We start from the raw sequence: 22563 nt of genomic DNA on the forward strand, positions 1-22563 counted from the left end.
AACTAGTTCTTAATTGCGCGCCCAATCAGCAGGTCATGCCTCTGTCATACTTACCCTGTAGCTTGCCCTGAGTGTTAACTTCGAACTGTATCACTGTTGAAAAAACTTAAGCATTATCAATATGAGCGTTACGCATTGCTGAGCTGAGCTGAGCCGAAATTCATTGTATTTTCAGCTCGCACTACAAGGTTAGCCGGTGGGCGATGTAATCTAAAAAGGCAGAAATACGTGAGGATAACGCGCTGTTACGGTAATAGACGGCGTTAACGAGCTCCCTGGGGTGAGGGCTGGTAATACTGTTGTTTAATACGGGCAGCAGTTTGTTGGTCGCCAGATCTTGTTCGATCATAAAGTTGGAAAGTAAAGCGATACCGTTTCCTGCTAAACACAATTGACGAACGGTTTCACCACTGCTGGCCAATATGTTTGCTTGGATAGGGGTATCTTTGTCTAACGGCCAGATATTGAGCTGCAGGGGGTGGGCAAAACCGATTAAGGCGTGGTGGCTTAAGTTGTCTGCAGAGTCTGGTTGTCCGTGGATGGCAATATATTCCGGGCTGGCTACCATGGATAGTTTACTGCGCCCAAGTAATCGGGCATGCAGGTTTGAATCACTTAGTTGGCCAATACGGATCGCTATATCGGTACGTTTTTCTATGAGATCAATGAAATTCTCACTTGAGATCAACTCCAGTTGAATTTTAGGATAAAGCCGTGTAAATCCCGCTATCAAAGGCACCAATTGGTGCAGGATAAAAGGGCTAGCAGCGTCGACCTTTAAACGACCACGAGGGGCACCGCGCAGATTACGTAAACGCTCCTCTGCTTTTGCCAGCCCCGCCAAACTGTCTCGAATGTCCTGCACAAACACCTGTCCTTCTTCGGTGAGTTCGACCCTGCGGGTGGTGCGATTAAATAAACTGCAGCCTAAGTCTTGTTCGAGTCTGGCGATTGCTCTGGACACTCGGGCCACCTGCACATCCAGTAGTTTTGCTGCGGCGGTAAACCCCCCGCAATCCACTACGGCAAGTAACAACTCCAGATCTTTGTTTTGGGAGATTATTGTCATAATTGATAAGGTGTTTTGTCTTTATTGCTGTTTTTTGCAACAATATCAGGGCGCATACTCTCCGGCAATTCAAATTAACGGAGTAGCTATTATGCCTCTTGCTTTATGGGCGCTGACTCTCAGCGCATTTGCCATCGGAACGACTGAGTTTGTTATCGTTGGCTTGATCCCGACTATTGCCTTAGATCTGAATGTGTCGTTACCTTCAGCGGGTTTGCTCGTTAGCCTTTATGCCTTGGGTGTGGCAATCGGTGCTCCTGTGTTGACTGCACTAACGGGACGGTGGCAGCGTAAAACCGTGTTATTGAGCTTGATGCTGGTCTTTATTCTGGGCAATCTACTGGCATGGTTAGCACCGGGTTACGATACCCTGATCGCCGCCAGAATATTAACCGGACTGGCACACGGGGTGTTTTTCTCTATCGGTTCGACCATAGCCACAAGTTTGGTAAGTAAAGACAAAGAAGCTAGCGCCATTGCCCTGATGTTTACCGGGCTTACGGTTGCTTTGGTTACGGGTGTACCACTTGGCACCTGGATTGGCCAGGGATTTGGCTGGCGCGCCACATTTTTAATTGTGACCTTATTGGGGCTTATCGCCTTGATCGGTAGTGCATTATTGGTGCCGGCTAATCTTAAACAATCGGTGCCGACAAATATTTCGCAGCAGTTGAAGGTTCTGACACAACCCCGGTTATTGCTGGTTTATGCCATGACGGCCGTGGGTTATGGTGGAACGTTTGTAGTCTTTACATACCTGGCGCCCATTCTGCAACAAGTATCAGGCTTTCAGGCCGGCGCCATTAGTTTGATCATGTTGGTTTATGGCGTATCTGTCGCTTTGGGTAATATATGGGGTGGCAAGTTGGCGGATAAAAAGGGACCGATTAAGGCCTTGTCTATTATATTTGCTGCTTTAGCCGCGGTATTGCTGGTGTTCACTTTTACCGCAGACAGTAAGATTGGTGCGCTACTGACAGTCTTGGTTTGGGGAGCTTTCGCTTTTGGCAACGTGCCTGCGCTGCAAGTTTATGTGGTGCAACTGGCGCAAAAGCACACTCCCCAAGCTGTGGATGTGGCATCCGGGCTAAATATAGCCGCGTTTAATTTGGGAATTACCATAGGTTCGATCATTGGCGGAAGTGTGGTAGCGAACATGCGTTTAATCGATACCTCATGGATTGGTGCGTTAATTGTTGTTCTGGCACTTATACTGACCCGCTTGTCTGGCTTTTTGGATAAACGCGAAACCCAACTAGTGGAGCAATCCCAGTAAATGTTTAGCTAAACAAACTGCTAGTCCCAGACCTTCAATTTTATATGTATTTTCGGAGGGGTGGGCCTGACTCGCCACGTTTAAGATCAAATTTTCTATCTTTTGGCGGCACTGTCTGGTGCGATGCATAAGGGGCTATTTTATAAATGCCCAGCCAATGACAAAAAGCGGTCCCCATGACACAGATATGAAACACTTCATGGGGTCCCGCTACACTTGGGATCACCACTGACCCTTGGAAAAAATCGAGCAAAATGTCCAGGGTATACACAAGGCACCGGCAAACTGGGCAGGCGCAGCTTGTCCCCGCGTCCCCGTTGTATTGTCAATACCAGAAACAAGACGGCAGTAAACAACTGTGACATGGCGCTAATGGCTCGCTAAAACCTATAAAGGGCAGGGTGTGCATGTCGACGCAAGACAAGATAATTGCTACCTGTATGTATCTCGATTATGACAATTAGGTGGCAGGGATAGTAAAACGTTAGGTATACAGGCGGAAACCAATAGGGCTAGCGACAAACACTGGAATAGAGTCGCACCAGGATTGGAGTTTTAAGGGGATAGGAATAAACACACACGCATATCGCATATCGCATATCGCATATCGAAAATTGCTTAACACAGCGGCAATATTTTGCCTATTAAAGTCACTCTATTGCAGATTTTGTTAACTTAACTGAATTGGCTAGTTTGTACCCCGGTCTTTTTGATTTGATACATCGCATGGTCGGCGCGTAAAAATAAACTCTGCTCAGTGTCATTAGTCTGATAATTGGCACTGCCTATGCTACAGCCAACTTTGTATTGGCATAATACTGGCTGTTGGGCAATGGCGCGGGTGATCCGCTCGACTACCAGTTCATTGGCTGCAGGATCGCTGTCGGTCAACAAACAACAAAACTCATCACCCCCAAATCTAAAGGCAAAATCCGTATCCCGTAAACAACGGGAAATGGTCTGGGCGCAGGCAAGTAAGACCTTATCACCCTCCATATGACCGAAATCATCATTGATTTTTTTAAACCTGTTCATATCAATGACCAACAAACCAAACTGGCTATTGTGGCGTTTAGCTTGGCTAAGTAGACGCCCAATGGCCTCATGATAACTACCACGGTTGCCTAAGGCCGTCAGGAAATCTTTCATCGCCATTTGTTTTATTTTGTGATGTTCCAGCGCATTCTTGAGGGGGTTTTTGAACAATATATGCAGTTGTTGTAGCGTTTGCCAGTGGCCTGTGGTCAACGTCCTGGTAAAACCGTATTTGACGGTCGCAACCGTACCATCAAAACTCTTATAACTTAAGGACTTAATATTACTCGCATTATCTAAATCGCCAAAGCTGTAATCCGCATGATTAAACTGGATTTTTAGGGCGGACAACTGTAACGTATTTTGTAACTGTTGATAAAATAATTCGCTCAGTACTGACAGTTCGATGCTGGTTAACAACCGTTGCATAAAGCTATTGAGATCACCCGGACTCAAGACTTGATTTGCCTGGTTTGCATTGAAAAAGTTTTCGCCAACGTTGTGCTCGTATAACGGGGATAGTTGTTCCAACGTGTTCTCCTGCCAATATATTGGCGAATAAATTAATTTATGATTATTCTGGGGTTTACAGCAATAGTCGTGCCCAAAGTTCTTTTATTCTACTATTGAAGGTTCACATCATCTTATGCATGGAATTTTCGGGAATATATTAATTTTGATGTCAGTGGCCGTCGTCACTGTCTGGTTATTTAAACGGATTAATTTGCCGCCTATATTGGCGTACCTGTTTTGCGGGATCTTGGCCGGACCCGATTTACTCTCCTTATTTGAACACCCTGAGAGCATGCAAATCTTTGCTGAACTTGGGATCGTATTTTTGCTGTTTTCGTTGGGTCTTGAATTCTCTTTGCCAAAAATGCTTGCTATGCGTCATCTAGTGTTTGGGGTGGGGCTGGGGCAAATGGTATTGACTACCCTGGTCTTTATGGGCTTAGGTCTGGTCTTGGGTTTAAGTATTAAAGCGGCTTTAGTCGTGGGAAGCATGATCGCCCTGTCTTCAACCGCCATAGTGATCAAACAAACCAGCGATCTTGGCATTCTCAACACCCCCAGGGCGCAAATGGCGGTTAGTATTCTGCTCTTTCAGGACCTGGCGGTTGTACCCCTTTTGATCATTGTTCCCCTGTTGGCAGCCGGTTCAGAGCAAAGCCTTGCCAGCGCCATTGCTCTGGCATTTGTCAAAGGCGTGGTGGTGGTGGTCATTTTATTGTCAGTGGGCAAATGGGTATTGCCAAGGATCTTTAGCGAAGTGGCCCGTACACGGACCGATGAGCTTTTTGTACTGACCACCATATTGGTGGCCTTGATGGCTGCCGGACTAACCTTTTGGTTTGGGCTGTCCATGGCCCTTGGTGCTTTTTTGGCCGGGATGATGTTAGGTGAAAGTCAATATAAACACCAGTTAGAGGCTGATATCAGACCTTTTAGAGACATCCTCATGGGATTGTTTTTTATTACCATAGGCATGAGGTTAAACCTTACCAGTCTCGCGGGCCAGTGGCATTGGGCCTTATTGGGATTGATTATCATGCTGGTATTAAAAGTCTTATTGATCCGTTTTTCGGCGTGGATTTTCCGGGCCGCCAAACAAGACGCCTGGGCCGCGGGCTTTAAATTGTGCCAAATGGGCGAGTTTAGTTTTGTGCTTGCCGCTCTGGCTGTGGATCATGCCATTCTCACCGGTGCCCAAGGTTCATTACTTTTGAGTATCGGCCTGATGAGTATGGCGCTTACCCCATGGTTGGTAGATAAAAGCCCGGACTTTGCCCGCATGATTGTCAATGCTCCCAAACCGGATTTTGATGATAATGCGGTCATAGGGGCAAAACACGAAGGAATGAAAGATCACGTACTGATTTTTGGTTTTGGCCGGGTTGGTCAATCCGTCAGCCGGCTACTTAAGAGTGAGGCCATCCCTTATATAGTGGTCGACGCGGATCCCGTGCGGGTACAGGAAAGCCAGAGTGCCGGTGAGCCTGTGTATTTCGGTGATGTAAAACAAAAAGACATTTTGCGTGCGGTGGGTATTGAGCGGGCAAAATTAGTATTGTTAACCTTCGACGAACACAATAAGGCCATAAGTGTGATCCAACTGGTGTCCAGTATGTACCCTGATCTACCCATAGTGGTTCGTACCCGCAAAGATTATCGCATGGAAGAGTTGTACATGGCGGGCGCCTCGCAAGTTGTGCCGGAAATACTTGAAGGCAGCCTGATGCTGGTATCCCAGGTCTTACACTTGTCCGGGGTGCCCATGTCACGAATTTTAAAACGAGTTCGCAAGGAGCGCAAAGGCCACTATGGTAATATGCACGGTTTTTTCCCCGGCGAAACCACGGAATTAAGTTATGGTACCCAGGACAAACTTGAATTCATGCATGCGGTAATTTTGACCAATGACGCCTATGCCGTGGGTAAAAGCCTCGAGCAGCTCGACATTCAGCGTATGCGCATCAAAATTAAAGGTTTGAGGCGGGACAATATAGAATTATCTGAACCCGAACTGGCCACGATACTGGTGGCCGGGGATGTTCTGGTGATCACCGGCAAACCAAGGCGAGTTGAACGGGCAGAGAACCTGTTGTTAGAAGGACGTTGATGCCGGTAGCGTTTAAACTATCCTGAAAAATATAAAGTAAAAGTCATGATAAAACCTACACTATATAATCAGCACGCCCCTTAGCCCCTGTTATATCATCCGTTGGTCGGTCGCCCAAGTCGGATTTTGGCGCAGTTTTTTGAGGTTTACCTGGTTTATAAACCCGTGAAATCAGATGTTCGCCTAGACGGCTTGGCTATTTTTGTTATTTATTGCGCTTTTTATCGTTATCTAAAATCAACATGGGTATCATACCGCCATTCAAATGTTGAGCCTTTAGGTTTGATGTTCACAGCACATAGGAATTACCATGATAAATAACGATGTTATGCGTCGTATCCGCTATATATTCGATTTTAGCGACAAACAAATGATAGAGGTGTTCGCCCAGGCTGAATATGAGGCCAACCAGGCACAATTGCACAGCTGGTTACGTAAAGAAGAAGATCCAGAGTTTGTGCGATGCACAGATTTACAGTTTTCATTATTTCTAAACGGGCTGATTAATTTCAAGCGCGGTAAAAAAGAAGGCGCACCTGCGCCAGTAGAGCGAGTGCTGACCAATAACATTATCTTGATGAAGCTGAAGATCGCATTAAATCTCAAAGCCGAAGACATGCTGGAGATCATGGATTTAAGTGAATTTAAAATCAGCAAACACGAGCTCAGCGCTTTGTTTCGCAAACCTGAGAATCGCCATTATCGTCAGTGCCAGGATCAAATCCTGCGTAACTTTCTTAAAGGTTTACAAATTAAAATCCGCGGTGAAGCCGACAGCGAAGACTAAACCTCGTTAACCTGTAACTATGCGCCTAGCCCCTTAGGCATTGCCAAATTGTTGGACGAGGGGCTGATCCATGCTGTGTTGGCGACGACTCTGGACGGCCAGGAAATTATCTGCGCCGCCAAATACCCGTGTTATTTCTTCAAACCGGAACCCGGATTTATGCGTGATAGCTATCACTATCTCAATAAAACCACTAGAATTTAGTTGCGTCCCTGAGCCAATCTATTCGTTACTTGCGTGAGCAAGGCAAATTAAATATAGATAAAACCCTGCAACAATTGACGGATTACACGTGTGGTAACACCGTGACTATCGTCTAGATTTCCAGGAAACTGCGTATTTCGTCCTGGCGTGCTAAACCGTCCTGATAGCCCAATTCGATAAGCTCTCGACAATATTCTTTTTCAAACAACAAATAACTCAGCAAAGTGGTATCTGCTTTATTGTGTAATCCCATCAATCGCAGCAAGGATTTTATGCCCGACGGCATGTGGTGGTAATGTTTGTTAGCCATCTCATTGAAATTGATAGTCGGATTGATCACCAGGCAATCTATGGTCTTGAGTTTACTCTGTTGACGCTGTTTAGTGTTTAACATGGCTATAGTCTGGTTGATACGATCCATGCGTTCTAAATCTGAGCGTAAGGTATCAGCGAAGATAGTATCGAGTAGGTGTCCGGCTATGGACATGTTACTGGGATAATGTTGCATATCGGTAAAACGTGAAACCACTTCAGGTTGTTCTACCCCTATTACCAGTATTTTCTCGGCGCCTAAATGAATAGCCGGGCTAAGAGGTGATAACTGATGTACTGAACCATCACCCAAAAATTCACCATCGAGCTTAACCGGCGGAAATACCATCGGAATGGCCGATGAGGCCATTAAATGTTCCGAATGCAAGGCACAGGCGATACCGCGACGCTTCTCTCTGTGCCATGGCTGAATATCGCTTTGTCCCTGAAAGTAGTTAATAGAATCATGAGTGGTGTAACTAGAGGTACTGATACTGATGGCCCGCAGATATCCCTTGGCAACGTTTTGATCAATGCGATGAAAATCCAGTGATTGTCTGATCAAGCGGCGCAGGGGTTGATTATTTAATAGACTATTTGGGTGCTTCTGATTCAGCTCAGACTGGAAGTTGCGAAAGTAACTTGTAAACAAGTGACTGTAGATTTCACGGACACCGGCTGCGTATACCTGTCTGGTGGTGAAATTTTTCCAAACGTATTCAAGCTTCCTGATCCCTAAATGGTAACAAGAGGCATAACAAGCAAGGCCAGTGGCATTAATGGCGCCCGCTGAACTGCCACATACTATGGGAAAGGGCAGCCCCTGATTGCGGGGTAAAAAGGTGCTGATGGATTTTAATACCCCTAGCTGGTAAGCGGCTCTGGCCCCTCCTCCAGATAGTAATAATGCATATTGATTGCGCTCAAACATAATGTGCGTATTACAGAGCCAGGCTCATTCCTTCAGCGGCAGCAAACAATTCCAGATCCGCCTCGGCAATTCTGACTAACTCCTGGCAATGGGACTCAACCTGGGCAATATTGTCATCGGTACGGGTATGATCGTGGCTATATAGGGCCAGGCGTTTGGCCCGACACGCCATGCTTAACTTCACCGCTTCTTCTGCTACTGAATGTCCCCATCCAGATTTGGTGGGCATATCAGCTAACATATATTGTGCGTCATGAATGATCAGATCTGCGTGCATAGCAAAGTCTACCCATTGCAGAAAATCAGTTTCCTTGCGATAAGGCGGATAAAGTTCATTGTCGGTAATATAGGCAATTTTCGCATTGTCAGCTTCGATAACATAGGCGCTACCGCCACCGGGATGATTCATCACCCGCCGGCTAATGGTGGCACTGTTGAGTTGCCAACGAACGGTATCATTTCCCTGGGGAATGATCTGAATATTGGATGGTAGGCTATGGTAATCAACAGGAAAATAACTGCCACTCATTTGCTTGAGAATATTCTGGTCTTCGGGTAAAACGGTTTGCCCGGGGGTGATAAATATATTGCGCTTGGGTTGGTAGATTGGGGCGAAAAAGGGGAAACCCTGAATATGATCCCAGTGATTATGGCTAAGCAATAAATGAATATCGTTTTGATTTTGGATTAACACCTGACCTAGCTCCCTGATACCGGTGCCTGCATCCAGGATAATATCGGTACCGTCGTCTAATCTGATATGCACACACGCAGTGTTGCCACCATATTTGATGTATTGGGCACCAGGTGTAGGAATAGAACCGCGAACACCGAAAAAGGTCAATTGCATCTGTTAACTCGACTGTATTGGGAGAACAAAAGTGATACCACTTGAGATGGAAAGCCGTGACATTAGCATTATTGTGCTTCGGCATTAAGTGCTAGTTTAATTCTAGGGTATAAAAATAGACACCAAGCGCCATAAGGCGCTTGGTCACGGCAATTTAAAGTGCCAGTACCCATTGCTCGACTTGCTGAATATCCAGCAGTTGTTTTTCTCCGCTGCGGCGGTTTTTATATTCCACCTTATTGTCATCCAGATTACGCTCCCCAATGACTAAGGTATGGGGCAAACCGATTAATTCCATATCGTTGAACATCACCCCTGGGCGTTCTTTTCTGTCATCAAACAATACGTTCACCCCAGCCGCCAGTAGTTTGCCGTAGAGCTCTTCGGCAACCTGTTGAATGCGAGGAGATTTATGCATGTTCATGGGAATAAGCGCCAGCTCGAAGGGGGCGATGGCTGAGGGCCAGATGATCCCGTATTTATCATGGTTTTGCTCAATTGCCGCGGCCACAATACGAGACACTCCTATGCCGTAACAGCCCATAGTCAAAATTTGGTTTTTGCCATTTTCGTCCAGCACACCACATGCCATGGCTTGAGAGTATTTTTTACCGAGTTGGAAGATGTGCCCCACTTCTATACCACGTTTTATTTCCAGATTACCGCAACCGTCAGGAGAGAGATCTCCCGCTTGCACCTTGCGAATATCTGCCACCTGATAATGGTTTGCATCCCGATCCCAATTGACTCCGGTATAGTGAAAATCGGTTTCGTTAGCACCACACACAAAATCGGCTAACACAGCGGCATCACGGTCCACTATCACCGGGATGTTCAGACCAACCGGTCCGATAGAGCCTAAACCGCAGCTAAGGGTCTGTTCAATCTGTTCTTCGCTGGCCATAGCAAGTGGTGTGAATACCCCTGGTTGTTTTTCGGCTTTAATTTCGTTTAGCTGGTGATCACCGCGCAGTACCAGGGCCACCAAAGGATGCTGACCTTTTTTGTCTGGCTCACCCAGCACTATCAGAGTCTTAACAGATTGATTGCTCGGCAGGTCTAATAAACGGGAAACTTGCTCTATGGTTTTAGCGTTAGGCGTGGCCACTTTGGTCAGGGCTTGAGCCGGATCAGGGCGTAGGGTCTGCGGTGCAAGGGCTTCGGCTTTTTCCATATTGGCTGCGTAATCAGAGCCAGTGCTAAAGGCAATGTCATCTTCCCCAGAATCGGCTAATACATGAAACTCATGGGAGGCATTACCGCCAATGGAACCGTTATCGGCGATGACCGGGCGGTATTGAAGGCCAATACGCTGGAAAATATTACAATATGCTTGGTACATATCCTGATAGGTTTTTTCCAGACAGGCATCGGTTAAGTGAAACGAGTATGCATCTTTCATGGTGAATTCACGGCCGCGCATCACCCCAAAGCGTGGGCGTACTTCATCCCGGAATTTGGTTTGAACCTGATACACATTCAGGGGTAACTGTTTGTAGCTGTTGATTTCATTTTTAACCAAAGCCGTTACCACCTCTTCGTGGGTAGGACCGAGGACAAAATCACGCTGCTGGCGATCCTTTATGCGCAGTAACTCGGGGCCGTATTCGTCCCAGCGACCAGATTCCTGCCACAGATCCGCTGGTTGCACCACAGGCATCAATATTTCCAACGAACCGACCTTGTCCATTTCTTCACGCACAATTTGGGCGACTTTATTTAACACCCGTAAGCCCGTTGGTAACCAGGTGTAGAGCCCGGACGCTAATTTTCGTACCAAACCGGCACGCAGCATGAGCTGATGGCTGATCACTTCGGCATCAGCCGGGGTTTCTTTTTGGGTCGATAATAAATATTGGCTTGTGCGCATTGGCTTAGAGGTCTCGAATAAAGGCTAGGTAATAAATCGGCGGCCATTCTACCAGCCGGGAGGGTTGGGCTAAAGTGTAAAGGGCGTAATTAATGAAATTGTCTAATCTTGGGCTGGGTGTTCGATGCTTAATACGTAATTAGCCTGCTCTACGACCTGCCAGCGTATGTTGAGATCAAACAGCGACATGCCAAAAGATTCCTCACTGGCGCGTTTGGCTTTATAGGCTGGGCGCGGATCCTGGGCTAGAACCTGCTCGATTAATTGCGCTAAATTGGCATAGGTTTGTCGCCAGTGCTCAAGTTGTTGCTCGGCTTGGGGGCTGAAATATACCGCCATGTGTTTGGGTGCCTGGGCTGCAAAGCCGCCTGTTGCTTCAGGGATCGCGTCTGCCCAGGGCACATATGGTTTTATATCTAAAATAGGCGTGCCATCGAGTAAATCGACGCCTTTGACGCGTAAGGCTAAACAACCATTTTTGTGGCTAAAAGAGTCAAACTGTACCACTGACAGCCCCAAACCGTTTGGTCTAAAGGTGCTGCGGGTAGCGAGCACCCCTAGTTTATTATCGCCCCCCAAACGCGGGGGTCTGACCGTGGGTGTCCAGCCTTGCTCTGCGGTCTGATGAAAGTGAAAAATTAACCATAGGTGACTGAATTGATCTATTCCGCGCAGCATATTCGGGTCGTTATACCCAGAGTTAAATACAATTTCCCCCACTGCAGCGACTAAATTCGGCTGCCGGGGTATGGCAAACTTCTGTTTATAAGGGGTGTGGATTATGGCGATAGGAGTGAGATCAACAGTCATGGGGATATTTTCTAAAAAGTCAGGGGATATTGTTGCATGGGTTAGGCACAGTTGCTATTGGCTAATACCAGTTTGCTATAAAGTATTGGTATACAAGGTTGTGCGACCAGGAATACCAATTTGGTTGTAAGCCCAATGCTGTGTTATTTGTACCTCTGTTGACATACCTTAGTCCATTAGGTATTGGAAATAGTCGAGCGCTTTGGGTACCATCGGCGAACTGTTATTAAAAGGATCATCTGTAGTGTTTGAACGTTCTATTACCCCTTTACAGCTTGCCTCCAGCCTTTTTCTCAACCAACTTTTAGAGGATCCGCATTTCGATACCTTCGGCTTTGCCCAAGATCGTTTAATTAGTGCCAGTCAATATGAGAACTTTTCCCCTAGCAGTATCAATAGCCGGGGGTTTATCGCTGAAGGCGAACATGCCAGCCTGGTTATTTTTGCTGAGGGGTTAAGTTTGGCGAAAATAGTTGCGGCGACTTTATCGTTATCAGGGCATTTTAATATCCTGTATTTTCAAATGCTGCGTATGCCCCAGTTAACGGGGCAGGGGGTAGTGGTCAAAGTACAGAAAAAGACTGAGCAAGATTTGCGGCCCATGTTGGAAAAAGTGGCCAACGAGCAAAGAGTCGAGCTGTGTTTGGTGGATAACCCGCCAAGCCTGCACAAGCCTGGTTTATTGCTTATGGACATGGACAGCACGGCTATAGCAGTCGAGTGCATAGATGAAATGGCGATACTGGCCGGGGTGGGTGACGAAGTGTCCAAGGTGACCGAGCTAGCCATGCAAGGCAAACTGGATTTTGCCCAAAGCCTGTTAAGCCGCGTGAGCTGTTTAGCCGGAGCGGATGAAAGCATATTACGCCAGGTACGTTGCGCTTTACCGTTAATGCCCGGGCTCTACAATCTGGTTAAGGTGCTTAAAACGTACCACTGGAAGTTGGCGATTGCGTCTGGGGGCTTCAGCTATTTTGCGGATCATCTGAGCGAGCGTTTGGAACTTGACTGGGCGGTGGCCAATCAACTTGTGATTGTTGATGGTAAATTAACTGGCCAGGTTGCAGGTAACATAGTCGATGCTCAGATCAAAGCAGATACATTACTCGAATTAGCCACTCGCTGGGGGATCAGTGCCAGTCAAACAGTAGCTATGGGAGATGGTGCCAATGACTTGCTGATGATGAATGCTGCGGCTCTGGGGGTGGCATTTCACGCTAAACCTGTGGTGCGTCAGCAGGCGGACATATCCGTTAGGCAAGGTGGGCTGGATGCCTTGTTATGGGTCTTGGCTGTTTCATCTGCAGCATAAAAAGCCGTCCGTAGTGGACGGCCGCTGCGTGTTTATGTATTTCCAGCTCAGGTTATTTTGTGAAACGTCCGTCCCAATCTGCGGCGATTTTCACAAAGATAATCCAGGCGGCGACATTTTGCGCTAACTCTTCAGGGTGTACCTTATTGAGTGTGTCATCCGGGGTGTGATGAATATCAAAGTATTCTGCGTGATCCTGTTCCAGGCCCACCGCTGGCATACCCGCTTCAACCATAGGGCCAAAATCTGCTGAGCCATCCGCTACTTTGGCACTGCGTACTATATTGAGCGGTTTCATCAAGGTTAACATGGCGTCAATGGCAGGCAGAGATTGCGGGCCCACATTATTCGATAAAGCCAAAACCCTGCCGGCTCCGCCATCTGATTCAGCGCCGATAATATGATTGTCCAGTTCATCTTTGTGAGCCAGTGCGTATTGGCGCCCGCCATATACCCCTATTTCTTCCGCGGCAAACATCACCACACGTATGGTTCTTTTAGGACGTTGTTGCTGGGCAATTAACTTGGCGGCGGCAACAGTGATAGCAATACCGGATGCATCGTCCACCGCACCTGTACCTAAATCCCAACTGTCCAGATGCCCGCCTATGGCGACTATTTGTTCCGGGTGTTCACTACCTGTGATTTCACCGATAACATTATAAGACAGCGTATCTTCGGCTGTGTGAGTTTTGATATCCAGGCCCAAAATTACCTTTTGCTTGCGGCTCAAGATGCGATCGAGTTGGTCAGCATCGGGATTGGATAAGGCGGCCGCCGGGATCTTGTTAACGCCCTGTTGATAATTGGTCATTCCTGTATGGGGAGATCGTTGACTGTCTGTTCCTACTGAACGGATCACCAGGGCTATGGCGCCTTTTTTGGCAGCCTCGGCCGCACCATTAAATCTCGCAGGGCCAGATTTGGCATAACCACGGCCAGAAGGATGACGTTCCATTTTATTGGAAATATAAACAATTTTTCCTGTGGCGCTGTCGGCCGGCGAGGCAACTAAGTCTTCATAGGTGGAAAAATGCACTATCTGAGCTTCTAACCCACCTTCAGGGGTACTGACCGAACTGCCAAGAGCGGTTATGGTCAAAGGCTGGGGGAAGGGACTAACCACATAGGCACTTGCGTGCATCCGTTGCCAGACCGGTACGGTAACTGGCTCGGTCCAGACCTTATCGAAACCTAATGCTTGCAGTTTAGCTACCCCCCATTTCACTGCCAAAGCATCAGCAGGACTACCGGTCATTCGTGGGCCAATTTCAGTGGTCAGAGATTCAAGTACCTCCCATGCTAAGTTGCTTGTCAGAGCTTGTTCTCGCAACTCTGCAGCTTGTTGCACAGTGATGTTGCTAAGTTCTTGAGCTCCCAGTGACGTTGATAATGCTAGCGAAAGCATTAATCCCGTTATTGTCTGTCCCATGTATCGTTTCCATTAATTGTTAGTTTTGCCAGTTTATTGATAATTAAGGCTTTTGTAATCTTGATTTCGATGAACCCACTATTTAAGCCGGTCGTTCCCCTGAGGAAACTAGATCTTCAATAATTGCTCGATACCTGGACTTTTGCTGTTTTGGTTTACAGGGGGTTGATGATTATCGGCTATGGAGGATCCGTTGAAACCATAACGCTGCATGACTTCATCGGTCACGTCGATTAAATCGCCTACGCCATTTACACTCCACAGCTTTTCTTCCAGTATTTTTGCGCGGTGCAGAGCATAGACTCCCACATAATTTATTTCAGACTGAAGGGTGTCAATATCCGGGCGACCGGTGCGGGATAAAAATACTTTGATCGCAATGAATTGACCGTTTAGGGTGGCCTGGGTAATAAATTCATGGCGCTGTTTATCACTGTCGAATTGCTCCACAAAACAACTTTTTATTGCCTCGCCGATCTGAGTGTCGCCTGGGGAAAAGGCCACAAAGAGTTCGCGCATAACCGGGTGATGACTGCTTTTAATACGGTTTAGGGTGGAGGTGATAAAGTCCAGTTTTCCGCTCATTCCTTCAAATAGGGGGTACAGGTTCATCTGTCCTGGTTGTGCCTGGTAACTGAGTAATATGGCTAGTCGGGTACGAGTCGACCAGGTAGCTGTTGCATCGGGCAGAAACTTGGCCCCATCTTTGCGGATAAAAAAGGCCACATTGAACATATTATTAGCATAGATATTGCGCAGTGCATCTCCGAATCCGGGGATTTCATCTTCATCTCGGTAGGCTTTTAACGTGGAGCGATTGTTTTTAATCAGCTCGTCGAAAAACTCTCTGGTGACATTATTGGACTGGTCGTTTACGACGCCCAGATGCAGCACATTACGATCCTTGGAGATATGCCTGACGTTATAAGATAATTCACTGAGGTCATATTTTTTGGTAACTTGCTGCAGCTGGGGGAAACTTACCTGCACAGCGCTATCCTTTTCCCGGTGAAAAAAGGTCTTGAGCTCCAATTTCAGACCATTGACGGATACATCTTCGGTATTGCCCTCAAAAAGTAACTCATCTATCTTAAGGCGTATCTTGCTGCGCAGCAAAAAACGCGTCTCACGCCTTTGATTGGTATATTTAAATCTGAAGCTACTGACCACAGCTGGCAATCGATTTCGGGGGTGGCCAAATACCTTGAGTTCGACCAGTTGTGAGCGGGTAAGCTTAATTTTCTGGTAAATTTCTGTATTGTGTTTATCGGTTATATTGGTTAATAACGCGATATGACTAAGATGCTGCAGCTTGGACATCAAACGTGGAGTCGGGTGCTGATTCTGGCGCTTTACGGACTCACTGATTGAATCGGCGAGGGACAGAGGCCTGTGGCTTTGTTCCGGTCGCATTTCACTAAACTGTAATTTGTATACCCGCCAACTGGCTTTACGCGCACCATAACCCAGAAATATGGGTTTGAGGTGCGGGCTGGCATTCAACTCATCTTCAGTGGCTGAATAAAAATAGATCTTTTCATTTTTGATGTGATGAAATACATAAATGAAGGTTTCCTGGCACCCTTTGGGCAACGTCAGGCAACGTTTAATGCGCTGATCACTAAGTAGATAACCAATTTTGAGCTCTTGTAATTCATTTGTCCAAAAACCGATATCTCCCCGGTTACGATCATTGGCCAGGGCATAACGGGGTTTAAATTCCCCTGCTTTGTGTTCGATATAAATCGGAATCGAGGTGAAATTAGGGATGTAATACTGTTCATAGGTCTTGTTGTGGATGGCATCAAAGGTGTTGTCCATATTCACTTTATAGCGGCGTTTATTGCCGTGAATAAAACTCTGTAAAAATTTATCAAACCCTGGATCCGGACTATCGGATAAACGTTTGAGCTTTACACGCTGCTCGTCCTTGGAACGATCTATGCCTTCTATTTGATATTGCACGCCTTGGCGTTTATCCAACAAAAACTCCTGTTCCAGACTACGAAATAACACCGACAGACGTTCGCCTAACTTAAACAGATGTTCTTTACTGACCTTGATTTTCAGTCCGCTGACAGATACGTCAACAGTGGTGGCCTGCACACTTTTATTCAGCTCGCCAAACAATTCGACTGTCATGGCGTAATTCATGCGCTCTTCGTTGCGCTGAGAAAAGTTACCAAATTCGATATTGGGGACTAGGTAACTTTGCGTGATCTCGTTGACAGAGTGGTTGTCAGTCTGGCGACCGGACGCTTTTTCCCGTAAGCGGCGATGGATCACACGGTAATTGTTTTCGGTATTGATAACGGCTTCATAGACGCCAATGGTGTATTGTCCAAATGATCGCACCTGGCGCTCGAATACATCAATGGCCATGTCGTCAAGGTAGTGTTCTTTGTTTTCGAACACAAATACCCGACATTTGCCGTCAACGTGACCACGCAAGTCAATAAGGCGAAAGCAGGGTCTGGCCAAACGCTTAAGTTCCATCTTGAGCAAAAAACGCTTTTGTTTGGGTATCGACGCTGCAACCTGAGTTAAAATCTGATTAAACTCGGGTTCATTTATCATAGGTTTAAGCTGTTCTATAATGTCACGGTATTGTTCTAGGTCTTGACTCATAATTAGTTGAATACTTGTTATGTGGCGTTACTGGCACATGTGATAATCTCTTATCGGCATGTTAACGGATTTACGTAGTACATGCTTGCTGGCAGGCTATGTTCTGCTCAGCACTATGGGCCTGCGGATTATTATTAGTCCGGTATTATGTTCGCACCCACCTTTTAGTTAACCACACTGTAGTGAATATTTATGGCAAAACGTAAAACCGCCTTCGTTTGTTCCGACTGTGGCGCAGAGTATCCCCGTTGGCAAGGCCAATGTAATGATTGTAACGCCTGGAACACTATTACCGAGTTTGTCGTTAGCCCAGCTCATAGTCAAGTGGAGCGTAATCTGCGCGGCTATGCGGGGCAAACCGGGGCAAAAATAGAAACTTTGGACAATATCGATCTCGAAGCCTTACCTCGTTTTGCTTCAGGTTTTACCGAGCTAGACCGAGTACTAGGAGGCGGCATAGTACCTGGCTCGGCTATATTAATAGGCGGCTCTCCCGGTGCCGGAAAAAGCACTTTATTGTTGCAGGTGATGTGCCAATTGGCCGTTTCGCGCAGTGCGCTGTACGTCACAGGTGAAGAATCATTGCAACAGGTGGCCATGCGCGCTCAGCGTTTGGGATTACCCAAGGAACGTCTAAAGATGTTGGCCGAAACCAGTATTGAAACCATCTGTGAACTTGCCCTGGAGCACAAGCCGGCAATTATGGTCATCGATTCGATCCAGGTGATGCATGTCGCCGATGTGCAATCGGCACCAGGTAGTGTCTCCCAGGTTCGGGAGAGCGCGGCCTTTTTGACCCGTTTTGCCAAACAGCACCATATTGCCATGTTCCTGGTGGGACATGTGACTAAAGATGGCAGTTTGGCCGGCCCTAAAGTACTGGAGCACTGTATCGATTGTTCCATGATGCTTGATGGAGAAAGTGACAGTCGTTACCGCACATTACGCAGCCACAAAAATCGGTTTGGCGCCATCAATGAGTTGGGCGTATTTGCTATGACCGAAAGGGGCTTGCGCCAGGTGAGCAATCCTTCGGCCATCTTTTTAAGCCGTGATGAGCAACAATCGCCGGGCAGCATTGTCATGGTGGTGTGGGAAGGTACCAGACCGTTATTAGTGGAAATACAGGCTCTGGTGGACTATTCACAAACCGCTAATCCCAGACGTGTAGCCGTAGGCTTGGAGCAGAACCGTTTGGCTATGTTATTGGCTGTATTGCACCGTCATGGAGATGTACAGATGAATGATCAGGATGTATTTGCCAATGTGGTTGGGGGGGTAAAAGTCACTGAAACCAGTGCGGATTTGGCATTGTTATTATCCATCGTTTCAAGTTTTCGCAATCAGGCGCTGGACAAGGAGTTAATTGCCTTTGGCGAAGTGGGGCTGGCGGGGGAAATTCGTCCTGTGCCTAATGGTTCACAGCGCATCAGCGAGGCAGCCAAACATGGTTTTAAACGGGCGATTGTGCCCAAGGCAAATGTGCCCAAAAATCCCATCCAAGGTATTGAAATAATCGGTGTATCCAGATTAAGTGACGCATTGGAGGCATTATAAGGATGGGGTGATTTTTAGCGTTTGCCGATGTTTCAGGACATACATAATAAAAACAATGATTTAGACCTGTTTTTTTAGCCTTCGTTTTATATTAGCACCTTGGCGTATTATTGAACTTTTGTCGATGACTTGTGGCAGACAAAGGGATTGAAGATATAGTGCAATCCATCATAGCCGTGGGTAACAGCTTAAATTTGCAGCGGGTTGCAGAATGTGTTCAATATCAAATGAATATTTTAGCCGTAATGGGATGCAGCGGTATTCAAGATGACTACTTTGCTCAACCCCTAGGTGCCACCAGTACCGCTGCATATCTGGAAAAACACGCTATGGTGAGCAAAGTTAGTTAGTGTTTGTCTGTTTGCTCAGCCAATGGCTACTTTTCGCTGAGCTGGCAGCGCGGTTTCGTTGATCGCTATATTCATAGGCATGAATTTTTAACAGATGCTCAACAAAGCGGTTCTTGGACTGAGTATGTTGCTGTTGAATTGTCATGATTTTTTCTTATTCAGTTGTCGCTAAAGTGGATAATTGTGTGACAGCCACCAAAACAGTAGCTGGAACAGTAGCTGTCACAGTTCATTAACTAACAAGCTTAATCGTTAGCTGCATCCTGAACAGCTTCGCCTGCCGATTCAATATCTTGTCCGGCCCCATCAACCGTGGCACATGCCGACAGTCCTAACGCTAAGAAACCAACTAACATGAATGAATTAAGTAAAGACTTTATGTTTTTTCTCATGGTTAAACACCTTATAAACAGTTAACTCGACAGTTGACCAATTGCCTGTGAAGAGCACGACTTAGTCAGCTAGATTTTCTGTACAACGCACTTTTTAAATACAACATCAGTCTAGCTATTACCATGCCAAGTGCTCAGGCCTTATCTGTTATAGGCTGTACGGCAGTTAGAGCTTTTTTACTACCGGTAAAATGCAATTGCTACATTGAGCTGTGGAAGTTTTTACCTGATACATAATTCAATAGCATTACCTGACTAAGCAGCGGATCAGTGTTGACCTTAGTTTTGGGGATTTAGGAATAAGTTGACGGGGAAGGATAAACAGATATATAGCCAGACCGATTGCCACAGACTTGATGCCAGCAATCGGTCCAGGTAAATTAATTCAGGCTGCGAAGCACATACTGCAAGATACCCCCGTCGTTAAAATAACTAAATTCGTTGGGGGTATCGATTCTGATTTGGGCATCAAAGCTATATTCTGTGTCGTCCTTTTTAACCTTGACCTGGACTTCTTGTTGACCACTGCTAATTGGGTCAACGGAGAATTGCTCTGTGCCATCAAGTTTGAGGCTGGCTGCATTGTCTCCGGGCTTAAATTGTAGGGGCAATATGCCCATACCTATTAGGTTTGACCGGTGAATACGTTCATAACTCTCGGCAATCACTACCTTTACCCCTAACAATAACGGGCCTTTGGCCGCCCAGTCCCGAGAGCTGCCCGTGCCGTATTCTTTGCCGGCAATGACTATGCTGGGGATCTTCTGTTGCTGGTAGTGCATAGCAGCAGCAAATACACTCATTTGCTCGCCTGACGGTTGCAGTCTGGTCCATCCTCCTTCGGTGCCTGGTGCAAGCTGGTTTTTTAATCTGACGTTAGCAAAAGTGCCACGCATCATGACTTCGTGGTTGCCTCGACGTGAACCAAATGAATTAAAGTCTTTTTCTTCAACGCCGTGTTCCCGTAAATACTCAGCAGCTGGGCCATCAGGGGCAATACTGCCCGCAGGGGAAATATGATCCGTGGTCACAGTGTCTCCTAGTTTTAGCAGACAGCGGGCATCGACTATTGCCTCAATGGGTTTAGGTTGGGTCTTAATTCCGTCAAAAAAGGTCGGTTTTTTCACATAGGTCGATTCCGGCCAATTGTATTGCACGCTGTCAACTACCTCCAGGTTATTCCAGGTTTCGTCACCCTCATAGATATGGGCGTAGCGTTCTTTAAACATCTCGCTGGTTACGACAGTACTGACCAATTGTTGAATTTCATTGTTAGTTGGCCAAATATCCCTTAGATAAACGGGTTTACCGTCTGTTGAAGTGCCTAAAGGTTCGTTGAGCAAATCAATGTTCATATTACCCGCCAAAGCATAGGCGATCACCAAAGGTGGCGAAGCTAAATAGTTGGCTTTCACATCTGAGTGAATGCGGCCTTCAAAGTTGCGGTTACCGGATAAAACTGCCGTGACATTGAGTTTTGCCTTGCGAATGGCGTTGCTGATAGGTTCTGGTAGAGGCCCAGAATTGCCTATGCAGGTGGTGCAACCGTAACCGACCAGATGAAACCCTAGGTTTTCCAACTCAGTGGTCAACTTAGCTTTGTTCAAATACTCAGTGACTACCTGTGAACCGGGAGCAAAACTGGTTTTCACCCAGGGTTTAACTTGCAGTCCCAGTTCACTGGCTTTTTTGGCCAGCAGGCCAGCGGCGATCAGTACAGAGGGGTTCGAGGTATTGGTACAACTGGTTATTGCAGCAATGACTACCGCCCCATCTTTAAGCGCAAAATGCTGCCCTTTGTATTCACAATTGGGCTCATGGGTGGGCGGATCCATTTGCTGGCCACCCTCACTTTCGAAACGGCCCTGTTCGGTATCTTGGGTAGAAACAATCAGTTTTTCCTGTTCAGATAACCAACTCGTAAAACGGCTAGCGGCTTCAGTCAACGGGATGCGATCTTGGGGACGTTTAGGGCCCGCAATAGAAGTGACAATGTCTTTGAGATCCAGCTGCAACGTGGCGTGATAAACAGCAGTTTGCTGGGCCTGGGTTCCCCACATGCCCTGGGCTTGGGCATAAGCTTTGATGATTTTGATGCGTCGCTCATCTCTGCCGGTCAGGCGTAAATAAGTTTCAGTTTGTTCATCCAGTGGGAACAGGCCGCAGGTTGCACCATATTCCGGAGACATATTGGCTATGGTCGCCCGATCTGCAACCGTTAGATGTTTGACCCCTTCACCGAAAAACTCGACAAATTTTCCCACTACGCCAAAGTTTCGCAAGGTTTCGGTAATGGCTAATACCAGGTCGGTGGCTGTGGTCCCCGGGGGAAGTTCCCCAGTGATTTCCATGCCCACAACTTCGGGGATCAGCATAGTAACTGGCTGGCCAAGCATGGCGGCTTCAGCCTCGATACCTCCCACGCCCCAGCCTAAAACGCCTAAGCCATTGATCATAGTGGTATGGGAGTCGGTACCTACCAGTGTATCCGGGTAAAGCGTAGCCTGGGCCGTATCTTGTGCATCACTGGCTTGTTGTTCATCGATAAATACGACGCGAGCCAGGTATTCCAGATTGACTTGATGCACTATGCCTTTTCCAGGGGGCACAACCTTGAAATTGTCGAAGGCATCCTGACCCCAGCGCAAAAACTGATAACGCTCTTTGTTGCGCTGCACTTCTTTTGCGGTATTTTTACTAAAGGCATCTTTTTCAGCGAAAAAATCCACCATCACCGAGTGGTCAATAACCAGTTCTACGGGTTTGAGCGGATTTATTTTATGAGGATCCCCACCTAATTCAACCATCGCATCACGCATGGCCGCCAAGTCTACCACTGCCGGTACGCCGGTAAAATCCTGTAATACGACTCTGGATGGTACGAAGGCAATTTCTGTTGGGGTGGTGCTGTTGATATCCCATTTTGCCAGTTTTTCAATATCTTCCTGTTGCACAAAAGGGTGCTGACTGTGACGTAACAAATTCTCCAGCAGGATTTTTGCCGCGAAAGGTAATCGCGAAATCTCGAATGACTCTGGTAAGGTATCGAGGCTGTAATAAGAAAAATCTTCCCCCTCAACTGATAACGTTTTTAAATAAGGTGATGAGTCCGGCATATTATTCTCCGT

At 46.9% G+C, this 22563-nt stretch carries 17 protein-coding genes; 6 read left to right on the forward strand and 11 right to left on the reverse strand.

Going from position 1 to position 22563, the window contains the following annotated elements; translation table 11 throughout:
* Window positions 1-181: 181 nt before the first annotated feature.
* Complete coding sequence (locus AC3RV5_RS06160; RefSeq protein WP_489731082.1) at window positions 182-1069, reverse strand: LysR family transcriptional regulator; 888 nt, start codon at window positions 1067-1069, stop codon at window positions 182-184.
* Between the two features lie 91 nt (window positions 1070-1160).
* Here AC3RV5_RS06160 and AC3RV5_RS06165 point away from each other — a divergent pair, with 91 nt between their 5' ends.
* Window positions 1161-2345, forward strand: a complete 1185-nt coding sequence (locus tag AC3RV5_RS06165) for an MFS transporter (protein WP_489731083.1) — start codon at window positions 1161-1163, stop codon at window positions 2343-2345.
* Window positions 2346-3020: 675 nt separating this feature from the next.
* Here the strand turns inward: AC3RV5_RS06165 and AC3RV5_RS06170 are convergent.
* Window positions 3021-3911 carry a GGDEF domain-containing protein gene (locus AC3RV5_RS06170; RefSeq protein ID WP_489731084.1) on the reverse strand — a complete coding sequence of 297 codons (891 nt, stop codon included), beginning with the start codon at window positions 3909-3911 and terminating at the stop codon, window positions 3021-3023.
* A gap of 115 nt (window positions 3912-4026) precedes the next feature.
* Here AC3RV5_RS06170 and AC3RV5_RS06175 point away from each other — a divergent pair, with 115 nt between their 5' ends.
* Together AC3RV5_RS06175 and AC3RV5_RS06180 are read left to right on the forward strand one after the other, a co-directional pair.
* Entirely contained in the window at window positions 4027-6000 is a 1974-nt protein-coding gene (locus AC3RV5_RS06175) for a monovalent cation:proton antiporter family protein (protein ID WP_489731085.1), read from the forward strand.
* Between the two features lie 310 nt (window positions 6001-6310).
* Window positions 6311-6787 (forward strand): YehS family protein, encoded by a 477-nt coding sequence (locus tag AC3RV5_RS06180; RefSeq protein ID WP_489731086.1) that lies wholly within the window; start codon window positions 6311-6313, stop codon window positions 6785-6787.
* 316 nt (window positions 6788-7103) lie between these two features.
* Here AC3RV5_RS06180 and AC3RV5_RS06185 read toward each other — a convergent pair whose 3' ends face one another.
* The 4 genes from AC3RV5_RS06185 to tsaA all read right to left on the reverse strand — a co-directional run bounded on the left by AC3RV5_RS06185 (window position 7104) and on the right by tsaA (window position 11764).
* The gene (locus tag AC3RV5_RS06185) at window positions 7104-8234 is read right to left on the reverse strand and encodes a patatin-like phospholipase family protein (protein ID WP_489731087.1); all 1131 of its coding nucleotides are present in this window, start codon (window positions 8232-8234) and stop codon (window positions 7104-7106) included.
* A 10-nt stretch (window positions 8235-8244) separates the two neighbouring features.
* A complete protein-coding gene (locus tag AC3RV5_RS06190; RefSeq protein ID WP_489731088.1) occupies window positions 8245-9084 on the reverse strand; it encodes an MBL fold metallo-hydrolase in 840 nt (279 codons plus the stop codon).
* A 154-nt stretch (window positions 9085-9238) separates the two neighbouring features.
* Window positions 9239-10954 (reverse strand): proline--tRNA ligase, encoded by a 1716-nt coding sequence (locus tag AC3RV5_RS06195; RefSeq protein WP_489731089.1) that lies wholly within the window; start codon window positions 10952-10954, stop codon window positions 9239-9241.
* A 102-nt stretch (window positions 10955-11056) separates the two neighbouring features.
* A complete protein-coding gene (gene tsaA, locus AC3RV5_RS06200) occupies window positions 11057-11764 on the reverse strand; it encodes a tRNA (N6-threonylcarbamoyladenosine(37)-N6)-methyltransferase TrmO (protein WP_489731090.1) in 708 nt (235 codons plus the stop codon).
* A 244-nt stretch (window positions 11765-12008) separates the two neighbouring features.
* On the opposite strand from tsaA, the gene serB reads away from it, so the two are divergent.
* A complete protein-coding gene (serB, locus tag AC3RV5_RS06205; RefSeq protein WP_489731091.1) occupies window positions 12009-13076 on the forward strand; it encodes a phosphoserine phosphatase SerB in 1068 nt (355 codons plus the stop codon).
* A gap of 52 nt (window positions 13077-13128) precedes the next feature.
* On the opposite strand, the gene AC3RV5_RS06210 is transcribed toward serB, so the two are convergent.
* Together AC3RV5_RS06210 and AC3RV5_RS06215 are read right to left on the reverse strand one after the other, a co-directional pair.
* Window positions 13129-14508, reverse strand: a complete 1380-nt coding sequence (locus AC3RV5_RS06210; RefSeq protein WP_489731092.1) for a M20/M25/M40 family metallo-hydrolase — start codon at window positions 14506-14508, stop codon at window positions 13129-13131.
* 108 nt (window positions 14509-14616) lie between these two features.
* On the reverse strand, window positions 14617-17136 hold the full coding sequence (locus tag AC3RV5_RS06215) for a PilZ domain-containing protein (protein WP_489731093.1): 2520 nt from the start codon (window positions 17134-17136) through the stop codon (window positions 14617-14619).
* 192 nt (window positions 17137-17328) lie between these two features.
* Between AC3RV5_RS06215 and radA the strand changes: the two genes are divergently transcribed.
* Window positions 17329-18693, forward strand: a complete 1365-nt coding sequence (gene radA / locus AC3RV5_RS06220) for a DNA repair protein RadA (protein WP_489731094.1) — start codon at window positions 17329-17331, stop codon at window positions 18691-18693.
* 131 nt (window positions 18694-18824) lie between these two features.
* Window positions 18825-19043 carry a hypothetical protein gene (locus AC3RV5_RS06225; RefSeq protein ID WP_489731095.1) on the forward strand — a complete coding sequence of 73 codons (219 nt, stop codon included), beginning with the start codon at window positions 18825-18827 and terminating at the stop codon, window positions 19041-19043.
* On the opposite strand, the gene AC3RV5_RS06230 is transcribed toward AC3RV5_RS06225, so the two are convergent.
* The 3 genes from AC3RV5_RS06230 to acnA all read right to left on the reverse strand — a co-directional run bounded on the left by AC3RV5_RS06230 (window position 19036) and on the right by acnA (window position 22551).
* Complete coding sequence (locus tag AC3RV5_RS06230; protein WP_489731096.1) at window positions 19036-19188, reverse strand: hypothetical protein; 153 nt, start codon at window positions 19186-19188, stop codon at window positions 19036-19038. The two genes, AC3RV5_RS06225 and AC3RV5_RS06230, sit on opposite strands and share 8 nt — an antisense overlap.
* Before the next feature lie 100 nt (window positions 19189-19288).
* Window positions 19289-19435: an entericidin A/B family lipoprotein gene (locus AC3RV5_RS06235; protein WP_489731097.1), complete on the reverse strand. Its 147-nt coding sequence runs from the start codon at window positions 19433-19435 to the stop codon at window positions 19289-19291.
* Between the two features lie 380 nt (window positions 19436-19815).
* Window positions 19816-22551: an aconitate hydratase AcnA gene (acnA, locus tag AC3RV5_RS06240; RefSeq protein ID WP_489731098.1), complete on the reverse strand. Its 2736-nt coding sequence runs from the start codon at window positions 22549-22551 to the stop codon at window positions 19816-19818.
* Window positions 22552-22563 lie beyond the last annotated feature (12 nt).

The organism is Paraglaciecola sp. IT1134 (assembly GCF_058068185.1).